Below are 25,206 nucleotides of genomic sequence, written 5' to 3'. Positions count from 1 at the left end.
GCCGGCGGGTCGCCGGTGGCCCGCCCACGCCTCAGCTGCCGATCGTCGGCTTCGTCACCATGAGCAGGACGATGAGGACGATGAGGGTCGTGAGGAGCATCCCGCCCTGCTGGAGCTTCTTCGCCGTCGCGGCGATCTCCGGGGGAGGGCCGGCCGGCGCTCCGGCCGGCGGCGGCCCTGACATCGCACCGGTGAGCTCGACCATCCGCGTCGCGGCCGGCCCCAGGACCATCACCGCGTAGACGATCGCGACGAGGTAGAGCGCGATCCCGATGAGGAGCCAGCGCCACGTGGTGGAGGTGACGTCGAGGCCGAGGGTGGCCATGAGGCCGAGGCCGGTGAGACCCTGGACGACCGCGCCCGGGATGACGATCTTCGTCTCGATCCGTTCGGCCAGCTCGGCCGCGAAGTGGCCGTGCTGTGGCGCGCGACGGGCCGCGCTCCCGATGAGCGGGAAGATGAACGTGGGACCGAACACGGCGATGGCACCCAGGACGTGGGCGAACAGGAACAGCTCGGCGAGCGGGCTCATCGGTGAGGTCCTCCTTCAGCGCCCCGAAGGGCAACCCGCCGGACAGGGACGGGCCGGGACGCATTGGCGGAGACTCTACGACACCCGTTTCGTCCGGCGCGACACGAAATCGACGAGGACGTATTCGCCGAGATGCTCGGGCTCGGCGTAGAACGCGCGGCCGCGATTGAGCCGCGTGACGAGGGCGACGAACTCCGCGAGAGCCCGTGACCGTTCGAGCATGAAGGTATTGATCGTGATGCCGTCCTTCGTGCAGCGTTCGACCTCACGGAGGGTCGCGGCGATGGTGCGGCGCGTCGGCGGGTAGTTGAACTCGACCTGGCCGCCCTCCATGTGCGCCGTCGGCTCGCCGTCCGTGATGACGACGATCTCCCGGTTCGAGCCATGGCTCCGGGCGAGGATCCGGCGCGCGAGCATGAGACCGTGCTGGAGGTTCGTGCCGTACTCGTAGCCGTGCCAGTTCAGCCCGGCGAGCGCCTGCGGCCGGATCTCCCGGGCGTAGTAGGCGAACCCGACGATGGTGAGGTCGTCACGGGGGTACTGGGTCCGGATGAGCGTGTCGAGGGCGACGGCGACCTTCTTCGCCGCGACGAAGCAGCCGCGCAGGAGCATGGAGCGGCTCATGTCGACGAGGAGTACCGTGGACGTCCGGCTCGTCTGCTCGGTCCGGAAGACCTCGAAGTCGGCCGGCGCGAGGTCGAGGCCCGGTCCCGCTCGCCGGCCGGGCGCGTTCGACTCGCGGGTGAGCGCGTTCGCGAGCGTCCGCCGAAGGTCGAGATGGAACGGGTCGCCGAACTCGTACGCCTTCGTCGCCTCGTCCCGCTCCCCGCCGCGTCCGGACCGCTCCGCCCGATGATCGCCGAAGACATCCCGCCGCAGCCGCGAGAACAGGTCGTCGAGGACCTTCTGGCCGATCCGCCGACTGCCCCGCGGCGTGAGCTCGAGGCGTTCCCCGTCGCGGGTGAGATAGCCGGCCCGCTCGAGGCGGGCGGCGAGGTCGTCGAGCGCGTCGAGATCCCGCACGGCGTCGGCACCGAGGAGGTCGCGCACCCGGTCTCGATCGACTCGCCCGAGATCCCCCGGACCGCTGACGCCGTCGAGCTGCTCCTCGAGCGCGTCGAGGGCATGCAGATCGCCGAGGCGGGCCAGGGCGCCCTCCAGGCCGAGCGGCTCGTCGCCGCCGAAGCGGAACCGCTCGCCGAGGCCACCCGGCAGGAGCTGGTCCATCGTGGCGGCGAGCTGGGCGAGATCCCAGCGCAGCCGGTCGTCGCGGAGCAGGGCGTCCATCGCGTCCTGGAGCTCCGCGCGCTGCTCCGCGCTCATGGACCGCAGGAGCGACTGCATCGCCGCCATCCGCTCGGTCAGCTGCGCGACGACGTCGTCGAGCGTCCGGGCACCCGGGAAGAAGGCGCCATGGCGGGCGAGGAATTCGGATGCGTCCGGATCGCGTCCCGAGAGCCGCTCCTGGAGGAGCCGGTTGAGGTCGCGGACCATCTCCCGATTCGCGGTGAGATCCTCGGGCGTGGTCGAGGCGATCGCATCGGAGAGGCCGTCGATGTACTGGTCGAGTACCTGGCGACGGAGACGCGCGACGAGGGCGTCGAAGCGCTCGCGCGCGCCCGATTCGAGGAAGTCGTACGACTCGAGTTCGCGGATCCGGCCGCCGACCTCAGGCGGGAGGGCATCGAGCCGGTCCAGCCGCTTCGCCGCGATGTCCCGGAGCATCTCCCGGAGGGCAGGGTCCGGCGGGTCCGGAGCGGGCGCGGTGCCGTCTGGAGCGGCGCCGCCGGCACCGGCCGCCGTGTCGAGCCGTCGCTGGACGCCCGCTCGTTCCTCGGCGATGACCGCGTCGAGTTCACGGCGCACCTCATCGAGCACGTCGCCGAGCCGGTACCGGTCGAGGAGCTCCTCTCGGCGGCGCCCGAGTCGGTCGAGGAGGTCGCGGAGGCCCGCCAGATCGGCCCGCGTCGGATCCGTCGAACGCCAGCCGCGTTCCATCAGCCGGCGCAGCGCCGCGGCGATGTCGCCCTCGGCCATCATGTCGTCCGCGAGTTCGTCGAGGAGTTCGTCAGCGTCGAGGTCGGGGACGGACTGGCTACCGTCCCACTGCGAGTAGCGGGCGGCCCCGCGGGGGGCCGGGCGGCGCGCCTCGAGCCCCGAACCGCCGTCGCGGAGGTCGCGCCGGTCGGGAGTGAACCCGAAGCCGGTCATCGGGGCAGGAGGACGGTCATCGGCGTACGGCGCCGGTCATCGGCGATAGACGGGGCCGGCCGGGCCGCGATCCTTGTTGACCTTGCGCTGGAGGTGCAGTCCCTCGAGGATGAATTCGACCGCCGACGCGACGAGCGGGGCGGTCGTCGGATCGTCCGTTCGATCGTCGACGCCGAGGCCGCGAACCACGTCCGGCAGGCCGGGCACCTCGCGAAGCCAGCGAACGTACTCGCGCGACGGGACCCGGTCGCCGGTCTCGACGACGAGCCCGGCGTCGAACGCCCCGACGACCTCGTCGAGTGTGTCCGCCTCCACGAGCCTCCCGAACGTCGCATGGAGCGCCTTCGTGATGAGGCGCTCGACGATGCGCTCTTCCGAGACGTCCTCGCCGACGGACTCGAGCTCGACCTTGCCGGCCGTGGAGGCCAGCACGGCGCCGAGATCGCTGACCCGGGGGGCGCCCGCGGGCTCGCCGAGCCGGATCGCCCGCTTGAGCGCGGCCGCCTCGAGCACTTCCGCGTTGGCGACGCTCACCCGCACGGAGACGCCGCTCCGCTGGCTGATCTCCGGCGAACGCCGGGCGAGGTGGGTGATCTCGGCGACGAGCGCCTCCATGAACGCCGGCGTGACGATCGGCGGGACACCCTCGTCGGCCGGGAAGCGAAGCCGCTCCTGGCGGACGATCGCAATCTCATCCTCGAGGGTCCGTGGATAGTGCGTCCGGATCTGCGACCCGAGACGATCCTTGAGCGGCGTGATGATCCGACCCCGCGACGTGTAGTCCTCCGGGTTCGCCGACGCCACGACGAAGAGGTCGAGCGGCAGCCGGATCGTGTAGCCACGAACCTGCACGTCGCGCTCCTCAAGGATGTTGAGGAGGCCCACCTGGATCCGCTCGGCGAGGTCGGGCAGCTCGTTGATCGCGAAGATCCCGCGGTTCGTGCGCGGGATGAGTCCGTAGTGGAGCGTCGATTCGTCGGCGAGATAGCGACCCTCGGCGACCTTGACGGGATCGACCTCCCCGATGAGGTCGGCGATGGTGATGTCCGGCGTGGCGAGCTTCTCGCCGTAGCGACGGGCCCGCGGGAGCCAGGCCACCGGCGTGTCCTCCCCGCGAGCGGCGACGATCGCCCGGGCGGCCGCGCTGACCGGCGCCGATGGGTCGTCGTTGAGCTCGCCCCCGTCGACGACCGGCAGCCACGGATCGAGGAGCCCGATGAGGAGCCGCGCCATCCGGGTCTTCGCCTGGCCGCGCTCGCCAAGGAAGACGAGATCTTGCCCCGCGAGGATCGCGTTCTCGACGGCCGGCAGTACGGTCTCCTCGAAGCCGATGATGCCGGGAAAGACCGCCTCGCCTTCCCCGAGCCGAGCGAGGAGATTCGCGCGGAGCTCCTCCTTCACCGTGCGGCTGCGCCAGCCCGATGCGCGGAGCTGACCGAGCGTCTGGAGGAGCGGGGCGGCGGTCGGTTCGGGAGTCGTCGACGCGGTGGCGGTCGGTTCGGTCATCGGGGGCTCCGGGGTGCGGGATGCCGCGGAGAGATGGCGCGCGGCGGTGGCGGGCGTCGGGTGGCGCCGTGTGGCGTCGGAGGTCCGAGCCTACGCTCGGTGGGAAGGAGCGTCAACGTTGCCGTCGGTCGCTGCCATCGGTCGCGGGGGCGAAGCCTTGGCTCCGGGGCGGATCCTCGCGCCGGGGCGGATCCTGGCGCCGGGGCGGATCCTGGCCAACAACCACCAGGAGGTCGTTATCCGGATGGAGGTCCGCATCGGCGGACCTTTTGTGTACGCCTCGAGCTCGTGCGGGCCACCGACCTCTCAGGTCGTGAGAAACCCGCTCATATCGTGAGAACGTCGGCTGTCACCGCGGCCCGCGCGCATCCCTCATCGAGGATCTATTCGGATAACGGTCTGCAGGCGGGAAATAGCAGGGATTGGTCGCCGGCAGGGATTGGGCGCCGACCGCCGCCCGTCAGTCGGAATCCCTCGCGAACGTCGCCGCCCGCCGCGCGTGCTCCGCCTCGAAGTCCCCGGTCTTCATCCCGACCCGCTCGGCGAGCTCCGCTGCGACTCCCCAGCTGAAGTCCTCGAACCGGTCCGCCAGCGGATCCCAGGTCGCGAGGACGGCCGGCCCGAGCCGCTGGACGTGGCCACCGGCGTCACGCGAGACCGGACGGACGTAGTGGGCGGCGACCACGCGCCGGACCCAGGCCCCGCTCGTCGGATGGCGGACGATCCGCAGGATGAGCACAACGCCGAGGCGCGACAACTCGTCGTCGGTAAGGCCCACGTCCGGACCGCCGAGCGCCGCGAAGACATCCTCGAGCGAATCGGCATGGATCGTCCCACCGAGACCGTAGCCGAGACTCAGGGCCCGGACAGCGATGCGCGCCTGCTCACCCCACGTGTGCTCCGGCAGGTGGTCGCTGAACTCATGGACGAGGAGGCAGGTCGTCGTCGGGCCGACGAGTGGAGCCGCCGTCGCCGGGGCGGACGGCCCTCCGGCCCGCAGAGGCGTGACCTCGACCCCGACGCCGCGGAATCCGTGCGGCCGCCAGCCGAGGGTCGGCGCCTCCGGCAGCCAGGCGAAATCCTCCGCATACCCCGCGAGCGGATGGATCGCAACCTCCTCCGGCAGCAGGCCCAGGAGCGTCGCGAGCAGCGTCGTCTTGCCCGTTCCCTGCGGGCCGGCCGCGACGATGAGCGGGAGCCTGGCCTCGACGAGGATCGAGAGGAGCCCGGCAAGCGACGGATCAAGGACGCCCTGGCGGATGAGGTCGACGACGGACACGGTCGCGACCAGGCGAGAACGGGCCGGGGAGCCGTCGGATGGCACGGTGCAATCGTAGGCCGCGCATCATCCCCGGCGCGTCACGGGGTGACAAAGTCTCAGCCCAGGTCAGGGGTGACAGAATCTCAGCCCATCGACACGCCGAGTACAGGGAATTGACGCACGAGTGGCGCACCGCGTAGACTCCGCCACCGGCGCCACATCGCGCGCCCAGCCGACCACGAAGCGGTCGAGAAAGGAGGGCCCCGAACGATGCGAACCAGCCTCTTCGTCCCTCACCTGACGGCGCCCATCCGGGCCGCCGATCACGGGAGGTCTGTGCCCTTCTCGAGCTAGCCGCAGGCGGCGACCGCCGCCCTGAAACGCGAACGACGAGCCGTGGCCCGGACCGGGTCCACGGCTTTTCGATGCCCGCGGCGCTCACGACGGGCATCCCCGACAACGACACGGCGAATCCCGACGAAGGGAGGTGATGATCATGCAGACCAGTCCCGATATCCGCCTCCGCCTGGCGCGCGAGCGCCGGGACGCCCAGATCCTGGCAGCCGCCGACGCTCGAGTGATGCGCCGGCCGGAGGACGAACGTACGACCGCCGCGGGCGCTCGACGCCCGTTCCGCCGGGCGCTCGGCAACCGGATGATCGCGTTCGGGACCCGCCTCGCGGCGGACCCGGGCGGCGATCCGATCGCGCAGCCGGCTCGGACCCGATGACGGTCCGAGCCGGCGGGACCAGGCGAGCCTGCCGAGATGATGGCCAAGCCACGAAGGACCAACGGAGGGAACGATGACCGAGACGACGACAGCGACCGGGATGGAACGTCTTGTCGGCGACGGACGGGCGATCGCCGGCCTGCGGTTCCGGGCGTATGGCGGGCCCGCGGATCTGCCCGGCCTCGTCGCTCTGAGCGCCGCCGCGAACCTCGCCGACTCGTTCGACATGATCCCGACGATCGACCAGTGGGCAGGCGAGTTCGACCATCCGGATGGGTTCGATCCAGCGAGCGACGTGCTCGTCGCCGAGGTGGACGACCGGATCGTGGGCTCCGTCCAGGTGCGGTTCGCGCGGCGGGACGAACAGGCGATCTACGACCTCCACGGCGACGTTCACCCGGAGCTCCGCCGACGTGGGCTCGGGCGGATGCTCCACCGCGCCGGCGTCGCACGTGCTCGGGAGCGGGCGGGCAACGAGCTGCCCGCGGACGAGCCGATCTGGCTCGGCGCTTGGGCTCCCGAGACGAACGTCGGGCACGGCGCGCTCATGCGCTCCGAGGGCTTCACGCCCGTCCGCTATTTCTTCGAGATGCTCCGTCGCGATCTCGATGCGCCGCTGCCGACCGCCCTCCCGGCGGGCATCGAGGTCAGGCTCGTCACGCCCGCCAACCTCCGCCAGGTCTTCGACGCCGAAGTCGAGGCCTTCCAGGACCACTGGGGCCACCGGGACTGGGGCGACGCCGTCTTCGAGCAGATCCGGACCGCCGCGGACCTCGACCTCTCCCTGTGGCGCGTCGCCTGGGCGGGCGACGAGGTCGCGGGTGTGGTCGCGACCTATGTCTTCGCCGCGGAGAACGCCGCCCTCGGCGTGCGCCGGGGATGGCTCGAGCGGGTGAGCGTCCGTCGCGCGTGGCGCCGCCAGGGCCTGGCCACCGCGCTCATCGGGTCGGCCTGCCGCGGGCTCCGCGACCGGGGCATCACGGAGGCGGCACTCGGCGTCGACGCCGATAACCCGAGCGGCGCCCTCGGCCTGTACGAGGGCCTCGGATTCGTCGCCGTCCAGCGGGCGATCGCCTGGCGAAGGTCGCTCGAGCGCGCCTGATCCCGTCTCAGGGAATCAGCGCGAGGTAGTCGGAGCCGAGATCGCCCGCCACGAGGTGGAGCGCGCCCGTGGAGGCGTCGTAGACCTCGAGCGAGGCGGGGTACGTCTGACTGGAATTCCCGCCCGGCGTGCCCGCGACGTACACGTACTTGCCGTCCGGGCTCACCGCGATCGAGCCGAGATCCGCGACCGGCGCCCAGTGGTCGAGCTGCGTCATCGTCCGGGTGTCGAAGACGTCGACGCCCGACGAACCCGATCCGCTCGACGCCACGCCGAGGGCATAGATCCGCGAGCCGTCCGGCGCGAGCGCGAGTCCCGGCTGGAGGAAGACCTTCGCCGTCGCCTGCGGTGCGATCCAGCCCGCGATGGTCCGGCCGAGATCGCCGAGGACGCCGAGCGGCCCGCCGCCGCCCGTATCCGCCTTGGCGGCGGTCGCCGTGCCGGTGATCCGACCGGTCGCGAGGTCGACCCGGGTGAGGGTCCTGGCGAACGGATCCCAGTGATAGAGGAGGCCGGCGGTCCGATCGACGACATCAGATCCCGCGAACCACGTCTCGGACGGCTGTCCCGAGCCAGCGAACACCTGGGAGGCGACGATGCGACCGGCGCGGTCGAAGACCATGAAACCGGACGCCGGTCCGCCACACACGACGTAGTACGACTGCGCGGTCGCCCATCCTTCCGTGCCCGATCCGGTGCAGACTGAACCGCTGATCGTCACACTCGGGACCGGCAGGGTGTTCGTCCCTATGATCCGGCCACGGGTGATCGTCGCCAGGACGTGCTCGACCCCCGCCGCGCCATCGAGGCCCGCGATCGAGAGCATCGCGCTCGACCCGTCGGGGGCGATCCGGAGGGCGGAGAACCACAGTCCGACCGGCGATCCGGACACGATCGACGGTCGATCGGCGAGCCGCATCCTCTGGACGACCGCGCCGCTCCCGAGATCGACGACGTCGATCCCGAGGTGCCAGAGTGGACTGGTCCGGTAGGACCAGGCGACGTAGACCGTCCGCCCGTCAGCGCTCAGGTCGGCGGTCGCGGTAACGCCCGCCGGGTCGGTCCCACCGGCGTACGGATCCGCATTTCCGGTGAGCGTCTCGACCGGGATCCGCTGCACGGTGCCGCCCGCGGCGGCGATGACGCGGATCCCGATCGTCATGGTCATGGTCCCGCTGACGAAGTCGCTTGAGGCGTACGTCTGGCAGGCGCAGATCAACCCACCGCCCGGACGATGGAAGAGCCGAGAACCGTAGGTGGCACCCGGAACGAGATCGGCGCCCGCCGACCCGGTCGCGAGATCGATCGCCACGAACCCCTGGCCGGCCCCGGCGATCACCCGGCCGGCGAGCGGCGGCCCGGAGAGGGCGAAGGCTGGCAACGGACTCGCAGTCGGCCCCGACGAGCCCGGCGGGAACGAGACGGGATTGGCGGTCGGGACGGGCGTCCGCCCCGCACCCGCGACCTGGGATGGCGGATGCGTCGCGGCGACGCCGACGGACGCGGGCCGGTTCGAACCGAGCCACACCGCGACGAAGGCGAGGAGGATGGCAGCCACGATCGCCGCCGAAGTGGCGGCCCCGAGGCGGCCGAGCCAGCGAGCCCCACCGCGCGGATCGCGACCCCACGACGAGCGACGAGGACGCGGTCCGATCCGTTCCCGCCACGTCGTCGCGTGGAGCCGCTCCGGCGGCATCCGCCATCCGTCGACGGCGTTGCGGACAAGGTCGTGCAGGGCGTCGTCGTCGAGGTGCGGGTCGGTCGGCGGTCGATCGTTCGTCATCGTCGTCTCCGTGGTCGCGTGGTCAGACCGCCGAACGGCCGAGTCGGTCGTCGGGGGCATCGTCCGAAAGGCGCCGTCGCAGCTCGGCGTGGGCGCGGCTGAGGATCGAGCCGACGTTGCCGGCGCTCGTGCCGAGGAACGTCCCGATCTCGACGTAGTCGTAGCCGTAGTAGTGGCGGAGGACGATCGCGGCCCGTGCCGTCGGGCTGAGCATCCCGAGGCCCACGTCGACGGTGTCGCGACGGGCCATCGCCATCTCCGGGCCCGCGGCCAGATCGATCGGCGCGATCGCCGCGATCTCCGCGACGTGCCGGAGGAACGGCATCGTCCGCTCGTGGACGCGGCGTCGGCGGAGGGCGTCGAGCGCCAGATGGCCGACGATCGCGTGAAGCCACGGCCGGAGCGGACGGTTCGCGTCGTACTGGTCCCACCGCTCATAGGCCCGGGCGAACGCGTCGTGGGTCGTGTCCGCCGCGGCGTCGGGGTCCCGGAGGATCGCATACGCCACGCGGTAGACGTCATCGGCGTGCGCCCGGTAGGCCCGTTCGACCGCGTCCCGCCGCGGATCGTCGTCGTTCATGACGCCGCGTCGGCCTTGGTCGGGATCCTCATGCTCCTCATACGCACGGCGGGCCACGATCCTTGCATGATCAGCCGGCTCCGCGCCACCCCGCACCGATGGGGGCGTCAGGCGAACAATCGACCCTCGGTGACAACGAGGTCGAGCCACGCCCGCTCCCGGCCGATCGTCGTCTCCGGACCATGTCCGGGCAGGACCCTGAGTCGATCGTCGAGCTGCGCGAGGCGGGCGAGCGACGATGCCATGGCCTCCGCTGAACCGCCCACCAGGTCCACCCGACCCCAGCCACCGGCGAAGAGCGTGTCGCCGCTCCACAGCGTCCCGGTCTCGCGATCGAGGAGGCAGACGGATCCCTCCGTGTGACCCGGCGTGTGGAGCACCTCCAGGTGGATCCCGCCGAAGCGGACGATGCCACCCTCGGCGAGCTCCACGGCAGGCACGGAGGGCGGGATGTCGAACGGCGCCATGCCGCGGTCCGGTCGCTCGAGCCGCCCGCGATCGAGCGGGTGGACGGCGATCGGCGCACCGGTGTGAGTGGCGATGGTGGCGTTGTCGCCGATGTGGTCCCAGTGACCGTGGGTGGAGACGATGAGCCGGAGCGTCCAGCCGCGGGCGGCGAGCTCGTCCGTCACGAATGCAAGCGACGGGATCGCCGTGTCGATCGCGATGGCCTCGCCCGTGCGGGTGTCGGCGAGGATGTGGACGTTCGTCGCGATCGGGCCGACGGCACGGATCAGGCGTTCCATCGGTACCTGTCCGTCGATGTGGGCATCGGACCGGCCCGCCCGAGGCGGATCAGGCCTCGAGCTTCGTCCGGATGCAGTCGAAGGACTGGCCGATCATCTTGTTTGCGGTCCCATCGATGAGCCGCGCCCCGACGCTCGCGAGCGTGCCCGCGATGTTCACGTCCGCCGACCAGTCCATCGTCGTCACGCCCGTCGCGCCGTCGCGGAGGATCATCGTGGCGAGCGCGTCGACCGCGCTGCCGGGCGCCTGCCCGTGGGCCTTGATGACCGCCCTGTTCGGGGCGTCCAACTCCGCGAGCTCGAGATCGACGACGAACTTCGCGCTGATGAAGCCGACGCCGACCTTCGCCCGGGCGCGGAAGTGGGTCGTATCGACGACCTCGATCGATTCCACGCCCGGCCCGCACGAGCCGACCTTGTCCGGGTCGATGAGGAAGGCCCAGACCTTCTCGCGAGGGGCGCGGATGTCGACGGTTCCCGAGAACTGCATGCTTCCTCCGGCTGGGCTCAGGCGCCCGACGCCGTCCTCGAGGGGACGTACGCCGCGGCGTCCTTCATGAACCGCGCCCGGCAACCAACGCTGCAGAACGCGTAGACGACGCCGTCGTGCTCGGCGAGATGACGGGCATACGCACGGTCGACGGTCATCCCGCACACGGGATCGAGGAGGACGATGTCCTCGAGCCCGCCCGCCGGGGCGATCGCCCGGGAGTCCGCGGCCGCATCCACCGGCGAGGGACGCTCGACGCCGGCGAGCGTCGCCGGACCGGGTGAGGCGACGAACGCGGCCCGGCCTCGTCGGACCTGGACGAGCTCGGCGAGGATGGAGATCGCCACTTCCTCGGCGGTCTCCGCCCCGAGGTCGAGGCCGGCCGGGGCGCGGAGCGCGGCGATCCGCTCGTCCGGCATGCCCTCGTCGCGAAGGTAGGCGCGCACGGTCGCGGCGCGCGTGGGAGACGCCACGAGGCCGACGTAGGCCACGTCCCGGGCGAGCGCGGCGGCGACCGCCTCCTCGTCCCACTGGCCCTGGGTCGCGACGACGACGTAGGCGCCGTTCCCCTGCCCCATCGCCTCGAGGTCCGCCTCGGGCACGATCCTCGTGGCGGCGGCGAACGTCTCCGGGTCGGCGAGCGGGTCGACGACGGTCACGTCGAAGCCCGCCGTCGCGCCGAGGGCGACGAGTGCGCCCGCGATCGGTGTCGTGCCGACGACCCACAAGGCGGGAGCGGGAAGGACGGGCTCCACGGCGATCTCCAGCGTGCCGCCGGAATGGCACGTCATCACCTCGTCGACGATGCCGTCGCCGCGGCGCGGATCCGAGGCCGGCTCCTTCGAGATCCGGAGGAGGCGCGGCTGACCGTCCGCGAGGGCGCGAAGCGCCTCGCGGACGACGAGCGGCTGGGCGCAGCTGCCGCCGACCCAGCCCTCGATCGTCCCGTCCGGGTGGACGATCCCCCGGGCTCCGGGACGCGCGGACGTCGGCCGGCGCACGGCGACGACCGTGGCGACCGCGAACGGTCGCCCGGCTGCGGCGAGCTCGGCGATGCGAGCGAAGGTCGCCCGCGGGCGGACCGCCCCTATGTCGCCACTCCCTTTTCGTTGAGGATCTTCCAGATCTTCGGCGGGGTGAGCGGGATGTCGATGTTCCGGACCCCGAGATGCCAGAGGGCATCGACGACCGCGTTCGCGATCGCCGGAGGCGCCCCCACGGTGGCCGACTCGCCGACGCCCTTGGCCCCGATCGGGTGATGCGGGGAGGGGGTGATCGTCTTGTCCGTCTCCCAGTGCGGGGTCTCCACCGCCGTCGGGAGGAGGTAGTCCATGAACGTCCCGGCGAGGTTGTTGCCGTTGTCGTCGTACGAGATCTCCTCGTACAGGGCCGGCGCGAAGCCCATCGTCAGGCCGCCGTGGATCTGGCCGTCCACGATCATCGGGTTGATGATGTTGCCGCAGTCGTCCACCGCGACGAAGCGGCGGACCTTCACCTGGCCGGTGCCCCGGTCGATGTCGACGACGCAGATGTAACTGCCGAACGGGAAGGTGAGGTTCGGCGGGTCGTAGTAGTCGACCGCCTCGAGCCCCGCCTCCATCCCCTGGGGGTGATTCGTGTACGCCGCGAAGGCGATCTCCTGGATCGTCTTGCTCTTCTCCGGGCTGCCCTTGACGCTGAACTTGCCGTTCGTCCATTCGAGGTCGTCCGGGCTCGCCTCGAGGAGGTGTGCGGCGAGGAGCCGCGCCTTGTCGCGGATCTTGCGGGCGGCGACGGCCGTGGCCGCGCCGGCGACCGGTGTCGAGCGGCTCGCGTACGTGCCGAGGCCGTAGGGCGCGGTGTCCGTGTCGCCGTACTCGATGGCGATGTCGGCGACCGGGAAGCCGAGCTCCTCGGCGATGATCTGGGCGAACGTCGTCTCATGACCCTGACCCTGGGTCTGGACCCCGATCCGGGCCATGACCTTGCCGGTCGGGTGGACCCGGATCTCGCAGCTGTCGAACATCTTGATGCCGAGGATGTCGAACGTGTGGGAGGGGCCGGCCCCGACGATCTCCGTGAAGCTGCTGATGCCGATGCCCATGAGCTCGCCGCGGGCGCGCTTCTCGGCCTGCTCGTGCCGCAGGCCCGCGTAATCGATGATGTCCATCGCCTTCTGGAGGGCGGCCGGGTAGTTCCCCGAGTCGTAGTCCCAGCCGGTCGGCGTGTGGTACGGGAACTGGTCGGGCTGGATGAAGTTCTTCATCCGCAGCTCGGCCGGATCCATCCCGATGTCGTGGGCCAGGATGTCCACCATCCGTTCGATCGCGTGGACCGCCTCCGTCACCCGGAACGAGCAACGATACGCGACGCCGCCGGGCGGCTTGTTCGTGTAGACGCCGTCGACCTCGACGAACGCGTGCTGCAGGTCGTACGAGCCGGTGATCACGTTGAAGAGGCCGGCCGGGAACTTCGACGGGTCGGCGGCGGCGTCCGTGTAGCCATGGTCGGCGATCGTGCGGACCTTGAGCCCGGTGAGGACCCCGTCCTTCGTGGCGCCGAGCTCGGCGTGGATGTGGTAGTCGCGGGCGAACGAGTCGGCCTGGAGGTTCTCCGAGCGGTCCTCGATCCATTTGACGGGCTTGCCGGTCGTGAGCGAGGCGACGACCGCGAGAACGTAGCCCGGATAGACCGGTACCTTGCCGCCGAACCCGCCGCCGATGTCGTGGGTCTTGACCCGGATCTTGTGCTCCGGCAGCCCCGAAACGAGGGCCAGGACGGTCCGGATCGCGTGCGGCGCCTGGCTCGTCATGTGGAGCGTCAGATGACTGTTGATCGGATCCCAGTCGGCGATGCAGCCGCACGTCTCGATCGACGCGACATGGATCCGCGGGATGTAGATGTCCTCGCTCACCCGGACCTCGGACGCGGCGAGCGCCGCATCCGTGTCGCCGCGGTCGCCCGACTCCCAGTGCCAGATATGGTTGTTCGCCTTATCGGGGCCACGGTCCGGTCGCAGGACGAACGCGTCGGCTTCGAGCGCCTTGTGCGGGTCGACGATCACCGGGAGCGGTTCGTAGTCAACGCTCACCGCGGCCGCGCCATCCGCCGCGATGTAGCGACTCGTCGCGACGACCGCCGCCACCTCCTGCGCCTGGTACATCACCGTCGTCGTCGGCAGGACCATCTGCTTGTCGCCGGCGAGCGTCGGCATCCAGCTGAGGCCGGCCTTCTCGAGGTCGGCGCCGGTGATGACGGCGAGGACGCCGGGGATCTTCAGCGCCTCGGAGGCGTCGATGCCCTTGATGGTCGCGTGAGCGTACGGGCTCCGGACGATATCGAGCCAGAGCATGCCGGGCAGGACGATGTCGTCGATGTACGTGCCCTTACCCTGGATGAAGCGGGGGTCCTCCTTGCGCTTGACGGAATGGCCCATGCCCCCGACTTCGAACGTCGTGTGGGTCGCGACCTCTGCCATCTCGACTACCTCGCCGCCGCCGGCTCGGCCGGCGTCTCGTCGGCGGCGCGCATCACGGCGGCCGCCTGCTGGATGGACTTCACGATGTTCACGTACCCCGTGCAGCGGCAGAGGTTGCCGGCGATCCCCTCGCGGATCTCCTGCTCGGACGGATCGGCGTTCCCGGCGAGCAGCCATGACGCCTGCATGAGCATGCCCGGCGTGCAGAAGCCACACTGCAGTCCGTGCTGGTCCCAGAAGGCCTGCTGGAGCGGGTGGAGGGTGGCGCCGTTCGCCAGGCCCTCGATCGTCGAGACCGCCCGGCCGTCCGCCTGGACGGCGAGCATCGTGCACGACTTGGCGCTCTCGCCGTCGACGAGGACGGTGCACGCGCCACAGTTGCTCGTGTCGCAGCCGATATGGGTCCCGGTCAGGCCGAACACGTCGCGGAGGAGGTGCACGAGGAGGAGGCGCGGCTCGACCTCCGCCTCCCTCGCCTCCCCGTTGACGGTGACGGTGATGTGCTGGGTGCTCATCTCGCGATCCTCCCCGATCGCCGCATCACCGCCGTCCGTTCCGATGAGGGCCGCCTCCGCGTCCGTCGCCGCGAACGGCGTGTCGGCCACGGCCGTCAGGCCGATGCCCGCATCGGCGACCCGCCCGTCCGCTCCCAGCTGGACCCTGACGGCCACGCCGACGGTCGCAAAGTCGCCCGCTCGCCGCTCGAGCTTCTGGTACGACCCGCCGGTCCGGGGTCCGGGCCGCGGAAACCGGATCTCCGTGAGGATCTCCGTCGGTTCGATCGCGGTCTGGAACGTATCGAGGAAGAAGTCGCGGGCGGCGATCATCCGCTCCCCGGTCTCGCTGCGGCAGACGATGGTCGCCTTCGTCGCGAGGAGGACGGCCGGCCAGTCCGACGATGGATCCGCATGGGCGCACGAGCCGCCGATCGTCCCCCAGTTGCGGACCTGCGGATCGCCGATGCCGCCGGCCGCTTCATGGACGATCGAGTAGCGGGCCGCCGCAGGATCCTCGTGGATCCGCCGATGGGTGGCGCGGCCACCGATCCGGAGCTCGCTCTCCGTCTCGACGATCCCGTCGAGTCCGTCGACATCGCGGAGGTCGACGAGGATGCCCGGCTGGGCGAGGCGGAGCTTGAGCAGCGGCAGGAGGCTGTATCCGCCCGCAAGGAGCTTCGCCCCGCCCTCCCGCTCGCGGAGGACCCGCAGAGCCGCGGCGAGGCTCGGTGGCCGGACATACTCGAATGCCGCAGGGATCATGGTCGCCTAGACCTCCTCGGTACGCGATGACCTGATGCCCGTCGAGCGCCGACGGGGACACGAACGGCACCACCGACCCGGGTCTCGGGAACCGCACGGCGTCGCAGTGGGTCGGCGGTCGGGAGGCGCTGGGGTCGCGGCGATGGTAGGTCCGCATCGTGCGCACGTCAACGAACCGGCGGCGGCCCGTGGCGGCGGGTCGCGAGTCGGCAGGGTCAGCTCAGCGTGGCCGCCAGGTGACGAGCCCGATCGACAGGGTCGGCGCGCCGTCGATCGCGACCGTTCCGTCCGGGAGCGCGCTGAGCCGTTCATCGAGGGCCGCCTGGAGGCGCAGGTCGCGAGTGCCGCCGGGCTCGACCCAGGTCTGGCGGCGCAGGAGCGCGAGTGCCGCTGCGCGATCCGCGTACCCGCGGACGGACCGCTCCACGATCCGGAACTCCGGATCCCCGCCGCGCGCCTGGAGCAACGCGACGAATGGGTCCAGCGCCGGCAGGGGGATCCGATCCTCGCCGTGGACGATCGGCCAGAACGCCTCCGCGGCCGCGGCCGGCGTGCGCTCCATGAGGATCGCCACACACAGGCGATCGGCGACGACCTCCATCGCGTCGAGGAACGGGCCGATCTCCTCGATGTCGTACCCGACGTGGGCGATGAGCGCGACCTGAGCCGGCGGTCCGGCACCGTCCATCAGTGGCGCGGCGATCTCTGGCGCGACGGCGGGCCAGCGACCCTCGACGATTCGAACGTTCGCGATCCTGTGATCGGACATCCCGGCTCGCAGCCCGGCGAGCATGCTCGCCGACGCCTCTACCGCAACGACCTCTCCCGCCGGTCCCACCGCGAGGGCGATGGGGAGCGCGTAGCGTCCTGCTCCGGCCCCGATGTCGAGCCAGCGCTCACCCGGCCCGGCGAGCGATCGCAGCGCGGCGAGCGTCGGATCGTCCGCGTCGCTCCGCCGCGGATCGGCGACGAACAGCCCGCTCGTCGTGGCGTAGAAGTCGCCATCGCCAACCTCGCGGACCCGGTCGACCTGCTCCCGGTTCGCGCGCACCTGCGCCGCCCAGGCGGCGGCGGCAAGGTCACCTCGGGTGTCGACATCCGGATTCGATCCAATCACGGTCACCTCCACGACGAGATCCGGGTTGGCGGCGATGGTCGGACCGAGCCCGCGATCGCCGTCGATCGCCGCGGCGATGCCCCACCCCGAGCGAAGGACGAGCACGGGATTCGAGCCACCGTCCGCGGCGTATCGCGGCACGACCAGCGAGCGGCCGACCGGAACCTCCACCGCAAGGAGTGCACGGACCGTCGTCGCCCTGATGAACGGCTGGTCGCCGAGCACGACGAGGGCCGCGTCCGAGGAGGAATCCACCGCGGAGAGACCGATCCGCAGCGAGCTCGACAGGCCGTTCTGCGGACGAGGATTGACGACCACCCGCACGCCGCCCGGCGGGAGGGACGGCGCGTCCGGCCCGGGTCCGACGACGACGATGGTCTCAGCGAACCCGACCTGGGCGAGCGCGTCGAGGACGTGATCGATGACCCGCCGATCGCCGAGCGGCGCGCTGAGCTTGCCACCGCCGAACCGCGTTCCCGCTCCCGCCGCGAGGACGACCGCCGTCGTTCGCGCTGGATCCGTCACGCCGTCACCGATGCTCGCTCCACCATCGGCGCACCGCTCCCGCCATGACGCGCGGCGACGATCTCGGCGAGGATCGCGAGAGCCACCTCCGCCGGTGCGCGGCCGCCGAGGTCGAGGCCGATCGGCCCGTGGAGACGGGCGAGGGCGTCGTCCGCCACGCCCATGGCACGGAGCCGCTCGCGCCGGTCCGCCTGCGTCCGCCGCGACCCGACCGCGCCGACGTACCGGCAACCGCGACGGAGCGCCTCGACGATGGCCGGCTCGTCGAACTTCACGTCATGGCTGAGGACGGCGACGGCATCCGGCGGCCCGAGGCCGATCTCGTCAGCGACCTCGTCCGGCCACCCGACGACGAGGCGGTCCGCGTCGGGGAACCGCTCCCTGGTCGCGAAGGCGGGTCGCCCGTCCACGACCACCGTCTCGAACCCCAGCTCGCGCGCCATGCGGACGAGCGGGATCGCCACCTGGACCGCACCGACGATGACGAGCCGCGGCCGGACCGGGAACGCCTCGATGAAATACTGGGCATCGCCGAGCACCGCAGTCCGCGAGGTCCCGATGGCGAGCGCGGCGAGCGCCGCGCGGACGAGCTCCGCGTCGACGAGCGTGTCGCCCGTGGAGGCTGGACCGCCGGCGGCATCGGCGACCCGTCCGTCGTCGTGGACGACGAGCGGCGGAGCCTGCGGCGACCCAGTTCCGGGCTCGTGAGGTCCGAACTCGGCTGCGGGCGCATCCGCCGGCAGCCGCGTCACGATCGCCACGCCGCGTTCCGTGGCGGCGGCAGCGGCTGCGACGGCTTCCGCGACTGCCGGCTCGACGAGGACGTCGATCGTGCCGCCGCAGGCCAGGCCGACGTCCCACGCCTGCTCGTCACTGATGCCGTAGCGGATGACCCGGGCACACCCGTCCCGTCGGGCCCGCACGATCTCCTCGTACGCCGCGCCCTCGACGCACCCGCCGCTCACCGACCCGGCGAGCCGCCCATCCGCCGCCGCGAGGAGGACCGCACCCTCGGGTCGAGGCGCCGAGCCGAATGTCCGGATGACGACCGCACGACCGACCTCGATCCCCTCCGCCTGCCATGCCCGGAGCGTCCCGGCGAGCTCACGCACCGCGCACCTCCTCGGCGAGTGGTCGGGCCGCGGCGGGGTCCGCCGGATGGGCGGCGACGAGCCTCGGCGGAGCCGTGAACCGCACGGACGGAGGTCGCCTGGCCGCGGACCCGCCGCCGGCACTCGCGCGCCCCCCGACGCCGACAGGGCGGGGGCGTCCCGCCGACCGCGTCCCGGCTGCGCCGCCATCGGCGAGGAGCGCGCCGAGCCGTTCGAGGCTCTCGAGGGTCCCGGCCGCGACGAAGTCGTCCGTGAATGGATAGGCCGCCTTCATCCCCGCCGCGAGCGGCTCGTAGCCGTCCGTGCCCGCGAGCGGGTTGAGCCAGATCAGGCGATGGCAGTTCCGCTGGAGGCGGGCCGTCTCGGTCGCCACCAGCGCCGGATCGCCGCGATCCCAGCCATCCGAGATGACGATGACGACGCCGCTCGAGCGGAGGACCCGGCGCGCCCAGCGGAGGTTGAACTCGCGGAAGCTGTCGCCGATCCGCGTCCCGCCGGCCCAGTCCGTCACGCTTTCGGCCACTCGGCGGAGCGCCGCGTCGCGGTCGCGCTCGCGAAGGAGCCGCGTCACGCGGGTGAGGCGCGTCCCGAAGACGAACGACTCCGTCCGGACCCGGTTCGAGGCGGCGAGCGCCTGGACGAAGCGGAGGAGGAGGCGCGACTGGCGTTCCATCGAGCCGCTGATGTCGCAGATCACGACGATCGGGCGGGGCCGCCGCGTGGGGCGGCTCCAGACCCATTCGAGGGCCTCGCCGCCGGTCCCGAGGTTCCGCCGTAGCATCGCCCGGGGCGCGAGCCGCCTGCCACGGTGGTGGAGTTCGTGGCGTCGCGTCCGCCGCGTCTCGAGTCGCGGGGTGAGGAGGTCGATGAGCCGCTCCGCATCCCGGAGTTCGTCTGCCGTCATCCGGTCGAATTCGCGGTGGCGGAGGACCTCGGACGCGGAGTACGCGTCCGGCGCGACGACGAAGGCGTCCGGCGGCTCGCCATCCTCACCATCCTCCGAACTCGGCGTCGGCTCGCCGATGGCCCGGGCGAGGCGATCCCGGTCCGCCGGGCGCTCGAGGCTCCCCTCCTCCGTCCCCTCCTCCGCGTCGGCGACATCCGGCGACGGCATCGTCAGCGGTGGCGGCTGCCCGGGCAGCGGCGTGCCACGGCGGCGCCAGAACCGCTCGAACGCCACGTCGTACGGCAGCCGCTCGTCGCGGCTCCGGACGAAGACCGCCGCTCCGGCGGACCTCACCTCCTCGCGGTCGCCGATGTCGACGAGGGTGAGCGCGCGGACGAAGTCGATCGCCGCGCCGAGATCGACGGACAGCCCGTTCGCCCGGAGGACCCTCCCGAACACGACCGCCTCGCGGAGCAGGCGGTCCCCGTCGACCTCGACAGGGGGCTGTCGCCCGGCGATCGGCGTGGGGTCAGGCACCGGCCGCGACGTCCTCGAGGTAGGCGGCCGCGACCCCGCCGCGGACGCGCCGGACATCCTCCTCGTACTTGAGAACCACGCCGAGCGTCTCGTCGACGAGCGCCGGCCGGAGCTCGCGCGCACCGAGGGCGAGGAGCGCCGCCGCCCAGTCGAGCGTCTCGGCGACCCCTGGGACCTTCGTGAGGTCGGTCGCCCGCAGGCGATGGACGAAGGCGACGACTTCGGCGGCGAGTCGCTCGGGCGCCTGCGGGACACGGGCGAGGACGATCGCCAGCTCGCGCTCGCGTGACGGATAGTCGATCCAGTGATACAGGCAGCGGCGCTTGAGGGCGTCGTGGACCTCGCGGGTCCGGTTCGAGGTGAGGATGACCCGCGGCGGGTGCTCGGCCCGGATCGTGCCGAGCTCCGGGACGGTGATCTGGAAGTCGGAGAGGATCTCGAGCAGATAGGCCTCGAACTCCTCGTCCGCCCGATCGATCTCGTCGATGAGGAGGACCGGCGGCACCCCGTCATGGGTTTCGAGGGCCTGCAGGAGCGGCCGCCGGATGAGGAACTCGGGGCCGAAGATGTCGCGCCCGTCGCCGATGTCGCCGCGGGCCTCGCGGAGCCGGATCTCGAGCATCTGGCGCGGATAGTTCCATTCGTAGACTGCACTCGCGACGTCGAGGCCCTCGTAGCACTGGAGCCGGATGAGCCGCGCACCGAGGGTCGCCGCGAGGACCTTCGCGAGCTCCGTCTTGCCGACGCCCGCCTCGCCCTCGAGGAGCAGTGGGCGACCGAGCTCGAGACCGAGGAAGACCGCGGTCGCCAGGGCCCGATCGCACAGATAGTCGTGCTCGCGGAACGCGGCGATGAGTCCGTCGATGGAGTGCGCCTCGACACCGACGGTCGGCGCGCCGGGGTCGGGCGTCGGATCGGGGGCGAATCGCGATCGGTCGGTCACGCCTCGGAGTCTACGGCGTTCCGCTCCGTCGAGCGTCCGCGATCAGCCCTCCGGAGCCTCGAGCTCGCGAGCGTACGCGGGGAACCGAAAGCGCATCGCCCGGCCGAGGATCCCGCCATGGCCGAGTCGGGCGATCGTGGCCCGCGAGGCCGGCGCACCGGCGATGAGCCACGGCAGGAGCAGGTCCGCCGCCGTCGCCTTCGAGTAGGCGCCGCAGGTCGGCAGCCCGAGGATCGGCGTCCGCCCGAGCCGGGCGAGCCAGAGCATCGAGCCCGGGTGCGCGGGAACACCCCGCCGGATGACCCGCCCGCCAAGCGCCTCGATCGCGACGAAGCATGGGTCCGACGGGTCCATGCTCCGGGCGCCGGCGGTGAGGATCAGGCCGGCCTGGGCACGCCGCACCCTCCGCAGCGCGTCGGCGACCGCGACGGCGGCGTCCGCGACATAGAGGATCGCGACGATCGTGGAGCCGAGACCGTCCATCTTCGCCCGGACGCTCGCCTCGAACCGTTCCCGGGCCGGACCGTGGACGGACTCTTTCACGATGACCCCCACGCGGGTCGGACGGAACGCCTCGATCCGGACGATCGGACCGCGGCGGCGGGCGACCGCCTCGCCGGCGACGACCGTGGCCTCCGGGACGAGCTGGGGCGCGACCTTGACACTCGCGACGAGCTCGCCCGGCGCGACGATCTGGCCGTCGAAGATCGTAAACACCTCGAGAGGGTCGATCCGATCGAGCCGCTCGAGCGCCGCGACGCGGATGCGCACGACCCCGGCATGGGCGGCGACGAGGTCGACCCGGCTCTCGACCGGGCCACGGAGGACGAGACCGGGTCCCGCGATCGATGCGGCGAGCCGGTTCGCCGCCTCGTCCTCGTGCAGGTCGCCCGGCTCCGGGACGAGGAGTGCGAGTCCGTCGGGCGGCAGGATGGCAGAGCCCGAGAGGCGTGCCAGATCGTGGTCGGTGAGGCGGCGCCCCTTCGACCAGCGTTCGTCGCCGACGCGGAAGTCCGCCGCGAGGACGGCGCCGACGAGGTCCGCGAGTGTCGGGCCGTCCGAGCCGACGCGAAGGCGCGCGAGCCGCACGTGCTATCCGGCGACCAGGACGGCGTCGACGTCCACCGGACGGATGGTGACCGCCGGGGACGGACCGCTCATCCGAGCGCGGCGAGCGCACCCTCGATGGCGCGCCGGACGTAGACCCGGGCCATCTCGGTCCGGTACGCCCGATCGGCGTGGATATCGGCCGCGACGGTGCGCCCGTCCGAGGCGTGGGTCACCGCTGCCGCGATCGCCGCTGGCGATCCGTCCGAACCGGCGAGTGCCGCCTCGACCGCCGACGCCCGGTACGCGACGCCCCCGACACCGGTGACGCCGATCCGGGCGAGCGAGATCGCGGCGCCGCTCCGCCCGACGACCGCGGCGACCCCGACGATCGAGTAGCCGGAGGCCGGCTGGGCGAGCTTGCGGTAGGCGGATCCGATCGACCCGGACGCGGCCGGCAACTCGACCGCGGTGAGGATCTCACCCGCCTTGAGGGCCGTCTCGAACGCGCCCCGGAAGAAGTCCTCGGCGGCGATCCGACGCTCCCCGCCAGCCGACCGTGCGACGAATGTCGCGCCGAGGGCGAGCAGGACGGCCGGCATGTCCGAGGCGGGATCCGCGTGCGCGACGGAACCGCCGATCGTCCCGCGGTTCCGGACCTGGACGTCGCCGATGTCGGTGACGGCCTCGGCGAGGCAGCGGTAGACCCGCGTCGAGGCGTCGTCGAGGAGCTCGCGGTACGTCGTGAGGGCGCCGATCCGCAGCCCGCCGTCGGCGGCCCGGGCGATCCCCCGCAGCTCGTCGAGGCCACCGATGTCGACGAGCCGACTCGTTGCGGCGAGCCGGAGCTTGAGGAGCGGCAGGAGGCTCTGGCCGCCGGCGATCACCTTCGCGTCGGGGTCGGCATGGATGGCCGCCAGGGCCTCGACAAGGCTCGCCGGCCGGTCGTAGGCGAACGGTGCGGGGATCACGCCTGGCCTCCTTTCGCGGACTGGATGGCACGCCAGACGGTCTGCGCCGTGAACGGCATGTCGAGATGGCGGATGCCGAGCGGCGACAGCGCGTCGACGACCGCGTTCGCGACGGCGGCGGTGCTGGCGATCGCACCCGCCTCACCGACCCCCTTGACGCCAAGCGGATTGACCGGTGACGGGGTGACGGTCTCGCCGAGCTCGAGGTTGGGCAGCCAGGCAGCGCGCGGCAGGGCATAGTCGAGGAGCGAGCCGGTCAGCAGCTGCCCGTCCTCGCCGTAGATCGCACCTTCCCAGAGCGCCTGGCCGACCCCCTGGGCGATCCCGCCGTGCAGCTGGCCGTCCACGATGAGCGGATTGATCTTCTTTCCGACGTCGTCCACCGCCACGTAGCGGATGAGGTCGACGACCCCGGTCTCCTCGTCGATCTCGACCACGGCGACGTGGGTCCCGAAGGGCCACGTGCAGTTCGGGGTGTCGTGATACACGGTCTCATCGAGATACGGCTCCATGCCATCCGGGAGGCTGAAGCCGAGGTCGAGGGCGAAGGCAATCTCCTGGAGCGTCTTCTTCTTCTCCGGCGAGCCCTTGATCCGATATTCGGCGCCGATGACTTCGATGTCGTCGACCGATGCCTCGAGCATGTGGGCCGCATAACGGCGGGCCTTCTCGCGGACCTTGGCCGCCGCCTTCACCGCGGCCGTACCGCCGACCGACGACGTCCGGCTGCCGTACGAGCCATAGCCGAACGGCGTGCCCTGGGTGTCCGAATGCAGGACGACGACGTCCTCCATCGGGATGCCGAGCTCGTGGGCGACGATCTGGCTGTACGTCGTCTCGTGGCCCTGGCCCTGCGGGCTCGTGCCCATCGTGAGGATGACCTTCCCGGTCAGGTGGACCTTGAGGTTCGCCGATTCCCACATCGCCGCGCCCCAGCCCTCGCCCACCGCTCCGATCCACTTCGAGGGGGCGACGCCGCAGACCTCGATGTACGTCGAGAGGCCGACGCCGAGGAACTTGCCGCGAGCCCGGGCGGCGGTCTTCGCCGTGGCCATGCCGCCATACCCGACGATCGCGAGGGCCTTGTCGAGGGCCGGTTCGTAATTCCCCGAATCGATGAAGATCTTCTCGCCGTTCGACGCCGTGCCCAGGCCCGAGGGATTGTCGTACGGGAAGGCGTCCGGGGCGATGAAGTTCCGGCGCCGGACTTCCGCCGGATCCATCCCGATCTCATCGGCGAAGAGATCCATCGCCCGTTCGATGATGTACGTCGCCTCCGGTCGGCCGGCGCCGCGGTAGGCGTCGACGAAGGTGGTGTTCGTATAGACGCCGGTCACCTCGCACCAGACGTTCGGGATCCTGTAGCAGCCCGAGAGAACGCGGCCGTACAGCGTCGTCGGGATGCCCGGCCCGATCGTCGAGAGGCGACCGCCGAGGTTGGCGAATGTCTTGACGCGCAACCCGCTGACCGTCCCATCGCGGTCGCCGGCGATCTCGAGGTACGAGATGTGGTCGCGGCCGTGGATCGTGCTGCCGTAGCTCTCGCGGCGCGATTCGATCCACTTGACCGGCCGGCCGCCGATGAGCTTCGAGGCGAACATGACGAGCGCCATGTCCGCGTAGCAGAAGATCTTCGTCCCGAAGGCACCGCCGACATCCGGGCTGATGCAGCGGACCTTGTGCTCGGGGACACCGGTGACGAACGCCGCGAGGAGCAGACGCTGGATGTGCGGCGTCTGGCTCGACATCCAGATCGTGTATTCCTCGGTGCCCGGGTTGTACCAGCCGATGTCGCCCCGCACCTCCATCGGGTTCGGGATGAGGCGCTGGTTCACGACCCGCTGGCGGACGACGACAGGGGCGGCATCGAACGCCGCGTCCGTGCCGGCCTTGTCGCCGACGGTCCATTCGAAGACGACGTTGTTCGGCGCGTTCTCGTGGAGCTGCGGCGCGCCGGGCTTCGTCGCCGCCTCGGCGTCGACGACCGTCGGCAGGGGCTCCCAGTCGACCGTGATCGTCTCGAGCGCGTCGAACGCCTGCTCGGGCGTCTCGGCGATGACCGCGGCGACGCCCTCGCCGGTCCACTTGACGCTGTCCGTCGCGAGGACCCGCGGGGTGTTGATGTTGTTGCGGATCCCCGCGACGCCACCGGCCGGCCAGGCCATCGGGAGGGGGTTGTACGGGATGTCCGCCCCCACGATGACGGCGAGGACGCCGGGCATCGCCTTCGCCGCCGCGGTGTCGATCGAGCGGATGTTCGCGTGGGCGTACGGGCTGCGGAGGATCGCCGCGTGGACCATGCCCTGGAGGACGATGTCGTCGACGTAGCGACCCTTGCCGGTGATGAAGCGCGGATCCTCGACCCGCTTGATCGGAGCGCCGAGGACGTCAGTGGCCATCGTTTCGTCTCC

General features: G+C 71.6%; 20 protein-coding genes and 2 pseudogenes. 3 read left to right on the top strand and 19 right to left on the bottom strand.

Translation table 11 applies throughout. The features are described 5' to 3' along the window. Positions 1–31: 31 nt before the first annotated feature. The 4 genes from IVW53_00805 to IVW53_00790 all read right to left on the bottom strand — a co-directional run bounded on the left by IVW53_00805 (position 32) and on the right by IVW53_00790 (position 5,573). Positions 32–532, bottom strand: a complete 501-nt coding sequence (locus IVW53_00805; GenBank protein MBF6604109.1) for a DUF2269 family protein — start codon at positions 530–532, stop codon at positions 32–34. Positions 533–607: 75 nt separating this feature from the next. Further along, a complete protein-coding gene (locus IVW53_00800; GenBank protein ID MBF6604108.1) occupies positions 608–2,743 on the bottom strand; it encodes a VWA domain-containing protein in 2,136 nt (711 codons plus the stop codon). A gap of 36 nt (positions 2,744–2,779) precedes the next feature. Then, positions 2,780–4,249, bottom strand: a complete 1,470-nt coding sequence (locus IVW53_00795; GenBank protein ID MBF6604107.1) for a magnesium chelatase — start codon at positions 4,247–4,249, stop codon at positions 2,780–2,782. A gap of 460 nt (positions 4,250–4,709) precedes the next feature. Then, positions 4,710–5,573 carry a hypothetical protein gene (locus tag IVW53_00790; protein MBF6604106.1) on the bottom strand — a complete coding sequence of 288 codons (864 nt, stop codon included), beginning with the start codon at positions 5,571–5,573 and terminating at the stop codon, positions 4,710–4,712. Positions 5,574–6,006: 433 nt separating this feature from the next. Here IVW53_00790 and IVW53_00785 point away from each other — a divergent pair, with 433 nt between their 5' ends. Then, positions 6,007–6,240, top strand: a complete 234-nt coding sequence (locus tag IVW53_00785; GenBank protein MBF6604105.1) for a hypothetical protein — start codon at positions 6,007–6,009, stop codon at positions 6,238–6,240. Positions 6,241–6,313: 73 nt separating this feature from the next. Continuing rightward, positions 6,314–7,342, top strand: coding sequence for a GNAT family N-acetyltransferase (locus IVW53_00780; GenBank protein ID MBF6604104.1), 1,029 nt, complete (start codon positions 6,314–6,316; stop codon positions 7,340–7,342). 7 nt (positions 7,343–7,349) lie between these two features. Here IVW53_00780 and IVW53_00775 read toward each other — a convergent pair whose 3' ends face one another. The 4 genes from IVW53_00775 to IVW53_00760 all read right to left on the bottom strand — a co-directional run bounded on the left by IVW53_00775 (position 7,350) and on the right by IVW53_00760 (position 10,941). Further along, a complete protein-coding gene (locus tag IVW53_00775; protein ID MBF6604103.1) occupies positions 7,350–9,125 on the bottom strand; it encodes a hypothetical protein in 1,776 nt (591 codons plus the stop codon). A gap of 22 nt (positions 9,126–9,147) precedes the next feature. Next, positions 9,148–9,705: an RNA polymerase sigma factor gene (locus IVW53_00770; GenBank protein MBF6604102.1), complete on the bottom strand. Its 558-nt coding sequence runs from the start codon at positions 9,703–9,705 to the stop codon at positions 9,148–9,150. 107 nt (positions 9,706–9,812) lie between these two features. Beyond that, positions 9,813–10,451 (bottom strand): MBL fold metallo-hydrolase, encoded by a 639-nt coding sequence (locus IVW53_00765; GenBank protein ID MBF6604101.1) that lies wholly within the window; start codon positions 10,449–10,451, stop codon positions 9,813–9,815. Between the two features lie 49 nt (positions 10,452–10,500). After that, positions 10,501–10,941 (bottom strand): carbon monoxide dehydrogenase subunit G, encoded by a 441-nt coding sequence (locus IVW53_00760; protein ID MBF6604100.1) that lies wholly within the window; start codon positions 10,939–10,941, stop codon positions 10,501–10,503. A gap of 128 nt (positions 10,942–11,069) precedes the next feature. On the opposite strand from IVW53_00760, the gene IVW53_00755 reads away from it, so the two are divergent. After that, on the top strand, positions 11,070–11,225 hold the full coding sequence (locus tag IVW53_00755) for a hypothetical protein (protein MBF6604099.1): 156 nt from the start codon (positions 11,070–11,072) through the stop codon (positions 11,223–11,225). Positions 11,226–11,261: 36 nt separating this feature from the next. On the opposite strand, the pseudogene IVW53_00750 reads toward IVW53_00755, so the two are convergent. The 11 genes and pseudogenes from IVW53_00750 to IVW53_00700 all read right to left on the bottom strand — a co-directional run bounded on the left by IVW53_00750 (position 11,262) and on the right by IVW53_00700 (position 25,194). After that, positions 11,262–11,732: pseudogene (locus IVW53_00750) on the bottom strand (XdhC family protein). A 54-nt stretch (positions 11,733–11,786) separates the two neighbouring features. Next, positions 11,787–12,116: pseudogene (locus tag IVW53_00745) on the bottom strand (XdhC family protein). Beyond that, the gene (locus IVW53_00740; GenBank protein ID MBF6604098.1) at positions 12,029–14,398 is read right to left on the bottom strand and encodes a carbon-monoxide dehydrogenase large subunit; all 2,370 of its coding nucleotides are present in this window, start codon (positions 14,396–14,398) and stop codon (positions 12,029–12,031) included. Before IVW53_00740 ends, IVW53_00745 begins: the two are co-directional and overlap by 88 nt. A gap of 5 nt (positions 14,399–14,403) precedes the next feature. Next, positions 14,404–15,657, bottom strand: coding sequence for an FAD binding domain-containing protein (locus IVW53_00735; protein ID MBF6604097.1), 1,254 nt, complete (start codon positions 15,655–15,657; stop codon positions 14,404–14,406). 220 nt (positions 15,658–15,877) lie between these two features. Beyond that, positions 15,878–17,299 carry an NTP transferase domain-containing protein gene (locus IVW53_00730; GenBank protein MBF6604096.1) on the bottom strand — a complete coding sequence of 474 codons (1,422 nt, stop codon included), beginning with the start codon at positions 17,297–17,299 and terminating at the stop codon, positions 15,878–15,880. Continuing rightward, positions 17,296–18,411 (bottom strand): XdhC family protein, encoded by a 1,116-nt coding sequence (locus IVW53_00725; protein ID MBF6604095.1) that lies wholly within the window; start codon positions 18,409–18,411, stop codon positions 17,296–17,298. Before IVW53_00725 ends, IVW53_00730 begins: the two co-directional genes overlap by 4 nt. Beyond that, positions 18,404–19,834 (bottom strand): VWA domain-containing protein, encoded by a 1,431-nt coding sequence (locus IVW53_00720; GenBank protein MBF6604094.1) that lies wholly within the window; start codon positions 19,832–19,834, stop codon positions 18,404–18,406. The genes IVW53_00725 and IVW53_00720 overlap by 8 nt, the downstream gene beginning before the upstream one ends. Continuing rightward, complete coding sequence (locus IVW53_00715; GenBank protein MBF6604093.1) at positions 19,827–20,699, bottom strand: MoxR family ATPase; 873 nt, start codon at positions 20,697–20,699, stop codon at positions 19,827–19,829. Before IVW53_00715 ends, IVW53_00720 begins: the two co-directional genes overlap by 8 nt. 120 nt (positions 20,700–20,819) lie before the next feature. Further along, positions 20,820–21,866 (bottom strand): hypothetical protein, encoded by a 1,047-nt coding sequence (locus IVW53_00710; GenBank protein ID MBF6604092.1) that lies wholly within the window; start codon positions 21,864–21,866, stop codon positions 20,820–20,822. A 68-nt stretch (positions 21,867–21,934) separates the two neighbouring features. Beyond that, positions 21,935–22,795, bottom strand: a complete 861-nt coding sequence (locus IVW53_00705) for a xanthine dehydrogenase family protein subunit M (protein MBF6604091.1) — start codon at positions 22,793–22,795, stop codon at positions 21,935–21,937. Continuing rightward, positions 22,792–25,194 carry a molybdopterin-dependent oxidoreductase gene (locus IVW53_00700; protein ID MBF6604090.1) on the bottom strand — a complete coding sequence of 801 codons (2,403 nt, stop codon included), beginning with the start codon at positions 25,192–25,194 and terminating at the stop codon, positions 22,792–22,794. The genes IVW53_00705 and IVW53_00700 overlap by 4 nt, the downstream gene beginning before the upstream one ends. Positions 25,195–25,206 lie beyond the last annotated feature (12 nt).

The sequence above is a fragment of the Chloroflexota bacterium genome, assembly GCA_015478725.1.
In the GTDB taxonomy this organism is placed as follows: domain Bacteria; phylum Chloroflexota; class Limnocylindria; order Limnocylindrales; family CSP1-4; genus C-114.
Note: the sequence above shows the minus strand (reverse complement) of the source record. Positions and strands in the feature narration are given on the sequence as shown.

Excerpts from the sequence above, each read along its gene's own strand:
- IVW53_00795 (MBF6604107.1), bottom strand. The coding sequence starts at position 4,249 with ATGACCGAACCGACCGCCACCGCGTCGACGACTCCCGAACCGACCGCC.
- IVW53_00735 (MBF6604097.1), bottom strand. The coding sequence starts at position 15,657 with ATGATCCCTGCGGCATTCGAGTATGTCCGGCCACCGAGCCTCGCCGCG.
- IVW53_00800 (MBF6604108.1), bottom strand. The coding sequence starts at position 2,743 with ATGACCGGCTTCGGGTTCACTCCCGACCGGCGCGACCTCCGCGACGGC.
- IVW53_00805 (MBF6604109.1), bottom strand. The coding sequence starts at position 532 with ATGAGCCCGCTCGCCGAGCTGTTCCTGTTCGCCCACGTCCTGGGTGCC.
- IVW53_00770 (MBF6604102.1), bottom strand. The coding sequence starts at position 9,705 with ATGAACGACGACGATCCGCGGCGGGACGCGGTCGAACGGGCCTACCGG.
- IVW53_00780 (MBF6604104.1), top strand. The coding sequence starts at position 6,314 with ATGACCGAGACGACGACAGCGACCGGGATGGAACGTCTTGTCGGCGAC.
- IVW53_00760 (MBF6604100.1), bottom strand. The coding sequence starts at position 10,941 with ATGCAGTTCTCGGGAACCGTCGACATCCGCGCCCCTCGCGAGAAGGTC.
- IVW53_00765 (MBF6604101.1), bottom strand. The coding sequence starts at position 10,451 with ATGGAACGCCTGATCCGTGCCGTCGGCCCGATCGCGACGAACGTCCAC.
- IVW53_00785 (MBF6604105.1), top strand. The coding sequence starts at position 6,007 with ATGCAGACCAGTCCCGATATCCGCCTCCGCCTGGCGCGCGAGCGCCGG.
- IVW53_00775 (MBF6604103.1), bottom strand. The coding sequence starts at position 9,125 with ATGACGAACGATCGACCGCCGACCGACCCGCACCTCGACGACGACGCC.
- IVW53_00700 (MBF6604090.1), bottom strand. The coding sequence starts at position 25,194 with ATGGCCACTGACGTCCTCGGCGCTCCGATCAAGCGGGTCGAGGATCCG.
- IVW53_00740 (MBF6604098.1), bottom strand. The coding sequence starts at position 14,398 with ATGGCAGAGGTCGCGACCCACACGACGTTCGAAGTCGGGGGCATGGGC.
- IVW53_00755 (MBF6604099.1), top strand. The coding sequence starts at position 11,070 with ATGACGGGCATACGCACGGTCGACGGTCATCCCGCACACGGGATCGAG.